The organism is Actinophytocola sp., assembly GCF_045807065.1.
Lineage (GTDB): Bacteria > Actinomycetota > Actinomycetes > Mycobacteriales > Pseudonocardiaceae > Actinophytocola.
Genome location: NZ_JBJMIE010000584.1, coordinates 1 through 6,324, shown reverse-complemented (window position 1 = coordinate 6,324; position 6,324 = coordinate 1). Strand labels below are relative to the sequence as shown.

The following is a 6,324-nucleotide window of genomic DNA, read 5'->3' as shown; positions in this document are numbered from 1 at the left end:
CGCGTACGCCTGACCGATGCAGAGGTGGATGGCCAGCGCGGCCGGGGGAATCAGCCATCTGCTGTACCCCGGCTTCGCCACCGTGTGTTCACGATCGAGGAACGACAACGTGGCCATGACGCACCTCCGTGTGCTGCCCGGCGAGATCGATGCGGACGCTACTGAGCTAGTGATTGAACGTCAAAACATTCTGGTTGATCGGGCAATAATCGTCATCTATCAGAGATACTTCTTCAGCAGTTGATCGAGTTCGGCCTGCATGTCGACGCGACGGGTGGTGTCGAGCAGTGCCCGCGCGAGCATGGGCTCGGGGTCCCGGTCGGCGAGCACCAGCCCGACCTGGTGCGCGAGGCGCGGGCGGTTGAGCGGCACGACCTTCAGGCCCTCCGGCACGCCGAACAGGTACAGCCAGGCGTGCGCGATGACGCTCGACCAGCGGCCGGTCGCGACATGGGCATAGATGGCCGAGACGGTGTCGGTCTCGACGGACGGCGTGACGGTGACGCCGGCCTCGGCGAAGTTGCGGTCGAGGATCCGCCGGTTCTGCATGACCGAGGACAGCAGGCAGAGCGGCGTGTCCACCAACTCCCCCCAACCGACCGACCCGTGCTCGGCGAACTTGCCGTCGGCGGGGGTGAGCAGCAGGTAGCGCTCGCGGTAGAGCGGCGTGACGCGGACGGTGCCCAGCGGCTCACCGTCCACATAGGTCAGGCCGATGTCGAGGTCGAACTCGGCGAGCCGCTGCACGATCTCCCGCGACGACAGCGACTCGATCGAGATCCGCACCTGCGGATGGTCCTCGAACATGGGCGCGGTCAGCAGCGAGGCGATGGTCTGCGCGGTGGGGATCGCGCCGATGCGGAGCACGCCGGACAGCCCACCGCGCATGCTGGCCAGTTCGTGGCGCAGGGCGTCCTGCTCGGCGAGGATGCGGTGTGCCCAGAGGAGCACCTGCTTGCCCTCGGGGGTGAAGCCCTCGAACCGCTGCCCGCGCTGGACGATCTGGACGTCCAGCTCGGCCTCGAGCTTACGGAGGGCGGCGGACAGCGCGGGCTGCGAGACGTGACAGGCCTCGGCGGCGCGCCCGAAGTGACCCTCCCGCGCGAGCGCGCTCAGGTACTCCAGCTGGCGCAGCAACATGGGGAAAGCGTAGCTGCCGTGATCGGCAACGGGTGGCCTCCGGCCCCCGGTTTCCAGCGTATCGGAAGGCAGCGACGGAAACCGGGGGTGGACCGGCGGGCTGTGGACAACCTCGGTGCGGCGGGGGTTGGCCGGGTTCGCTACTGGGTGATCCTGATCGGGTTGACGATGTCCGCGGTCACGGTCAGCAGGAGGACCGCGCCGCCGACCAGTACGAGGACCATGGTGATGCCGGACAGCTTGGTGTAGTCCACGGGTGCGGCGGCGGACTTGCCCCGGCGGTCGCGCAGCCAGTTGCGGACGTGCTCGTACCAGATGATCGCGATGTGGCCGCCGTCGAGTGGGAGCAGCGGCAGCAGGTTGAACACGCCCATGAAGAAGTTCAGTCCTGCCAGTAGTAGGAGGAACAGCTGCCACAGGCCGGCTTCGACCGCCTCCCCGCCGATCCGGCTCGCGCCGACGACGCTGACCGGCGTCTCCGGGTCGCGTTCGCCGCCGAAGATCGCCTTGACCACGGCCGGAATGCGTTGGGGGAACTCCACCAGCTTCTGGAAGGTCTGGCTGAACAGCTCACCGGCGAACGACGCGGAGCCGCCGACCGCCGACCAGGTCGTGTAGTCGAACGACGTGGTCGCCGACACGCCGGCGACGCCGACCTGGTTGACCTCGGTCCTGCCGTCGGCGTTGGTCACGGGGCGGTCGACGCGCGGGACGTCCACGGTGAGGCGGAGCGTGTCGTCGCCTCGGCGGACCACGAACGGGGTCGGGCCCTCGGCGCGTTGGATCTCGTCGACCATCGCGGTCCAGGTCGGGGTGCCGACGCCGTCCACCGACAGGACCTCGTCGCCGGGACGGAGGCCGGCGGACTGGGCCGGGCCGGTCTCGCCGGGGCGGCAGGCCGGGTTGGCCAGCTGCGCGGTGGTGGTGGCGTCGTGCACGCAGGAGGAGACCTGGGCGAGGACGGGCTTCTCGGCGACGTTGGGCAGGCCGAAGGTGACGGCCATGACGTAGAGCACGATGAACCCGAGGAGGAAGTGGGTGAGGGGGCCGGTCGCCATGACGGCCGTGCGCTTCCAGGTCCTGTGCCGCCACATGGCACGCGGCTCGTCCTCGGGATCGACCTCGTCGAGGGTGGTCATGCCGGCGATGTCGCAGAAGCCGCCGATGGGGATGGCCTTGAGGCCGTACTCGGTCTCGCCACGCCGGAACGACCAGATCCTGGGACCGAAGCCGACGAAGTACCGTCGCACCTTCATGCCGAACGCCTTCGCGGACAGCAGGTGCCCGGCCTCGTGCAACGCCAGGGACGCACCGATGCACAACGCGAAGAGCACCACGCCGATCAAGTACGCGAGCACGTTCGCCCCTCTCACCTGCCGTTGTGGCGAGAGTACGCAGGGCAGGTAAAGAGACTGTTGGGGAAGAAAATGAGCGGGACGGACGGACGTGGGAGGCGTCAGGACCGGGGAAGGTGGTCAGGGAACGGGAGGTGAAGGACGGGCACGTGGCGATGAGAAAGGTGGCGGAGGGGGCGAGGAGGGAAGAGGAGTGGCGGTCGAGGAGAGGTGACTGGGCGGCGAATCGAGGGAGGGCGGCAAGGACTGGCAGCGAGAAACGCGGCGGGGCGGATGGACCGGGGCGAGGGGGAGGCGGAGAGGGGGCGAGGAGTGATGGCGGGGGAAGTGGCGGCGGGAGGGGAGTGTCCGGGGGGAGGTGCCGGGGAGTTTTGAGGGGCAGAAGGAAGGGATGGCAGGGAAGTGGTTCGCGAACAGGTGCTGGGGATGGTGAGGAGCGGCAGGGGAGTGGGTCGGGAACAGGCGCTGGAGTGGGGTGAGGGGTGGCAGGGGGAAGGGTGGCGGGGGAGTGGTTCGGGAAGAGGCGTCGGGGTGGTGGTGAGGGCCGCGGGAGGAAGGAATGGTGGGAAGTGACTCGGAGTGGGGAGAGAAGGAAGCGGTGGCCAGGAGTGGCGGGCTGACAGGAGTGACGGGAAGGGAAGCTGGGGAAGGGATGGTGCGGGTAGGTGGGAGAGGTGGAGACAAAAGCTGCTGTTTGAGTGGGTCAGGACGACAAGGTGTCCAGGATTTGTTGGCCGTATTTGGCTAGTTTGTTCTCGCCTACGCCGTTGATTGTGCCTAGTTCCGCCAGGGTTGTGGGGAGTTCCGTGGCTATTTGGCGCAGGGTGGCGTCGTGGAAGATTACGTAGGCTGGGACGCCCTGGTCTTTTGCTGTGGTGGCTCGCCAGGTGCGGAGTTTTTCGAAGATGGGTTTGGTTTCGGGGGATAGTTCTTGTTGGGGGGTTGTTGTTCTGGTTTTGGTGGGTTTTGCCGCGCGTTTGGGTTCTTCGCGGAGGCGGACCTCGCGTTTGCGGGACAGGACGTCGGCGCTTGCTTCGGTGAGGATCAGGGTGCCGTGGTCGCCCTCCACGGAGAGTAGGCCCTGTGCCAGCAGTTGGCGGATTACTCCTCGCCAGACTGGTTCCGCGATGTCGGTGCCCACGCCGAAGACGGTGAGGGTGTCGTGTTGGAACTGTTGGATTTTCGCGGTTTGGCGGCCCAGCAGGATGTCCACGACGTGGCCTACGCCGAATTTCTGGCGGCGTTCTCGGTCGAGGCGGTAGACCGTTGACAAAACCTTCTGGGCGGCGATCGTGCCGTCCCAGGATTCCGGTGGGGTCAGGCACGTGTCGCAGTTGCCGCACGCTGTGGCTTCTTCGCCGAAGTAGTTGAGCAGTTGGGCCCGGCGGCACACCACCGTCTCGCACAGGGCCAGCATCGCGTCCAGGTGTACGCCCAGTCGTCGGCGGTGTGCGTCGTCGCCTTCTGACGTGGCTATCATCTTCCGCTGTTGGACCACGTCCTGCAGGCCGTAGGCCAGCCATGCTGTGGACGGGAGGCCGTCGCGGCCCGCGCGGCCCGTCTCCTGGTAGTAGCCCTCCACCGACTTCGGCAGGTCCAGGTGGGCCACGAACCGCACGTCCGGCTTGTCGATACCCATGCCGAAGGCGATCGTCGCCACCACCACCAGGCCCTCCTCGCGCAGGAAGCGGGACTGGTTCGTCGCTCTGGTGCGCGAGTCCAGGCCCGCGTGGTACGGGATGGCCTCGATGCCGTTCTCGGTCAGGAACTGGGCCGTGCGTTCCGTCGACGCCCTCGACAGGCAGTACACGATGCCGGCGTCGCCCTTGTGCTCGGTGCGCAGCAGCTCCAGCAGCTGCTGTTCGGGGCGGTTCTTCGCGACGATGCGGTACTGGATGTTCGGCCGGTCGAAGCTGGCCACGAAATGGCGGGCTTCGTCCAGGTTGAGGCGGTGGGCGATCTCCTTGCGCGTCGCGTGCGTCGCCGTCGCGGTGAGGGCGATCCTCGGGACCGTCGGCCACCGCTCGTGGAGCCTCGACAGCTCCAGGTAGTCCGGGCGGAAGTCGTGGCCCCACTGGGCGACGCAGTGCGCCTCGTCGATCGCGAAGAGGGAGATCCTGCCCCGGTCCAGCAGGCGCAGCGTCGACTCGACCTTCAGGCGTTCCGGGGCCAGGTACAGCAGGTCGAGCTCGCCCGCCAGGAACGCCTCCTCCACCTCGTGCCGCTGGCCGAAGTCCTGCGTCGAGTTCAGGAAGCCGGCGCGGACACCCAGCGCCTTCAGCGCGTCCACCTGGTCCTGCATCAGCGCGATCAGCGGGGAGACGACCACCCCCACACCCGGGCGGACCAGGGCCGGGATCTGGTAGCACAGGGACTTGCCGCCACCGGTCGGCATGAGTACCAGCGCGTCGCCGCCGGCCACCACGTGTTCGATGATGTCCTGTTGGTTCCCCCGGAACGCGTCATAGCCGAACACGCGGCGCAGCGTGTCCAGTGCGGGCTTGGTGTCGGTCTCGGGGAGAGTCACGCGGGCGATTCTATGGGGGGCGACCGACAGGCACGGGACGTTGTCCACAGGCGCGAGAAAAAGTCCGCCGAGGCCTGTCGATCCGACCGTCGCTCGTTCGACGCGTGGTCAGCGGCTAGGTTGCGGCCGGACATCGGGAACGGAACGGAAGGCGACGCATGCTTTTCATGGTCATCCGCAAGGCCGACGAGGAGACGGAGGCCGGCGTCCTGCCGAGCGCCGAACTGTTCGAGGCCATGGGTCGGTACAACGAGGAGCTGGTCAAGGCGGGGGTGCTGCTGGCCGGCGAGGGCCTGCACCCCTCATCGAGGGGCGCCCTCCTCCACTTCGACGGCGCCGGGACGACGACCGTGACCGACGGCCCGTTCGCCGAGGCGAAGGAGCTGGTGGCCGGCTTCTCCGTGCTGCGGGCGGACTCGCTCGAGGAGGTCGTCGAGCTGGTCAAGCGCTGGCCGGTCGAGGACGGCCACGGCAACGCCGAGATCGAGATCCGGCAGATCCACGAGGCCGAGGACTTCGGTGACGCGCTGACCGAGGAGAACCGGAAGTACACCGCCGACCTCAACGGACCCAGGTAGGGAGCACTCATGCGTTTCATGGCCATGATCAAGTCGGACGAGCGCGCCGAGGCCGGCGTCATGCCGACCGAGGAGGAGCTCACCGCGATGGGCCGGTACAACGAGGAGCTCGTCAAGGCCGGCGTGCTGCTGGCCGGCGAGGGCCTGCACCCCTCCTCGAAGGGCGCCCGCGTCAGGTTCACCGATGGCCGGCCCACGGTCATCGACGGCCCGTTCGCCGAGGCCAAGGAGCTGATCGCCGGCTTCTGGCTGATCGACGTCAAGTCGAAGGAGGAGGCCGTCGAGTGGATGAAGCGGATCCCGTGCACCGAGGGCCTGCCGGTCGACGTCGAGATCCGGCAGGTGTTCGAGGCCGACGACTTCGGCGAGGCCTACACACCCGAGCAGCGGGAGAAGGACGAGGCGCTGCGGCTGACCGGTAAGCGGGACTGAGCGCCGAAAGGCCGCGTCACCTGCTTTGATAGGCGCATGCCGACACTGGAGACCAACCGCGCGATAGACGCCGTCTGGCGGATCGAGTCGGCCCGGCTCATCGCCGGGCTCACGCGGATGGTGCACGACGTCGGCCTCGCCGAGGAACTCGCGCAGGACGCGCTGGTCGCGGCGCTGGAGCAGTGGCCCGCCTCGGGAGTGCCGCGGAACCCGGGCGCCTGGCTGATGACCGTCGCGAAGCGCCGGGTGATCGACCTGCTGCGCCGCAAGGAGCGGCTCGATCAGAAGGTCG

6 protein-coding genes are annotated in these 6,324 nt (G+C 67.9%); 3 read left to right on the top strand and 3 right to left on the bottom strand.

The genetic code is table 11. From position 1 onward, the window contains the following. Positions 1-219: 219 nt before the first annotated feature. The 3 genes from ACJ73U_RS34320 to recQ form a co-directional block, all read right to left on the bottom strand. Entirely contained in the window at positions 220-1,140 is a 921-nt protein-coding gene (locus ACJ73U_RS34320) for a LysR family transcriptional regulator (RefSeq protein WP_407781911.1), read from the bottom strand. Positions 1,141-1,280: 140 nt separating this feature from the next. After that, positions 1,281-2,498: a M50 family metallopeptidase gene (locus ACJ73U_RS34315; protein WP_407781910.1), complete on the bottom strand. Its 1,218-nt coding sequence runs from the start codon at positions 2,496-2,498 to the stop codon at positions 1,281-1,283. Positions 2,499-3,198: 700 nt separating this feature from the next. Further along, entirely contained in the window at positions 3,199-5,022 is a 1,824-nt protein-coding gene (recQ, locus tag ACJ73U_RS34310) for a DNA helicase RecQ (protein ID WP_407781909.1), read from the bottom strand. A 158-nt stretch (positions 5,023-5,180) separates the two neighbouring features. Between recQ and ACJ73U_RS34305 the strand changes: the two genes are divergently transcribed. From ACJ73U_RS34305 to ACJ73U_RS34295, 3 genes are all read left to right on the top strand, one after another. After that, positions 5,181-5,600, top strand: coding sequence for a YciI family protein (locus ACJ73U_RS34305; protein ID WP_407781908.1), 420 nt, complete (start codon positions 5,181-5,183; stop codon positions 5,598-5,600). Between the two features lie 9 nt (positions 5,601-5,609). Continuing rightward, positions 5,610-6,032 carry a YciI family protein gene (locus tag ACJ73U_RS34300; RefSeq protein ID WP_407781907.1) on the top strand — a complete coding sequence of 141 codons (423 nt, stop codon included), beginning with the start codon at positions 5,610-5,612 and terminating at the stop codon, positions 6,030-6,032. A 36-nt stretch (positions 6,033-6,068) separates the two neighbouring features. Next, on the top strand, positions 6,069-6,324 hold a 256-nt coding region (locus tag ACJ73U_RS34295), incomplete at its 3' end, for a sigma factor (protein WP_407781906.1).

Excerpts from the sequence above, each read along its gene's own strand:
- ACJ73U_RS34320 (WP_407781911.1), bottom strand. The coding sequence starts at position 1,140 with ATGTTGCTGCGCCAGCTGGAGTACCTGAGCGCGCTCGCGCGGGAGGGT.
- ACJ73U_RS34300 (WP_407781907.1), top strand. The coding sequence starts at position 5,610 with ATGCGTTTCATGGCCATGATCAAGTCGGACGAGCGCGCCGAGGCCGGC.
- ACJ73U_RS34305 (WP_407781908.1), top strand. The coding sequence starts at position 5,181 with ATGCTTTTCATGGTCATCCGCAAGGCCGACGAGGAGACGGAGGCCGGC.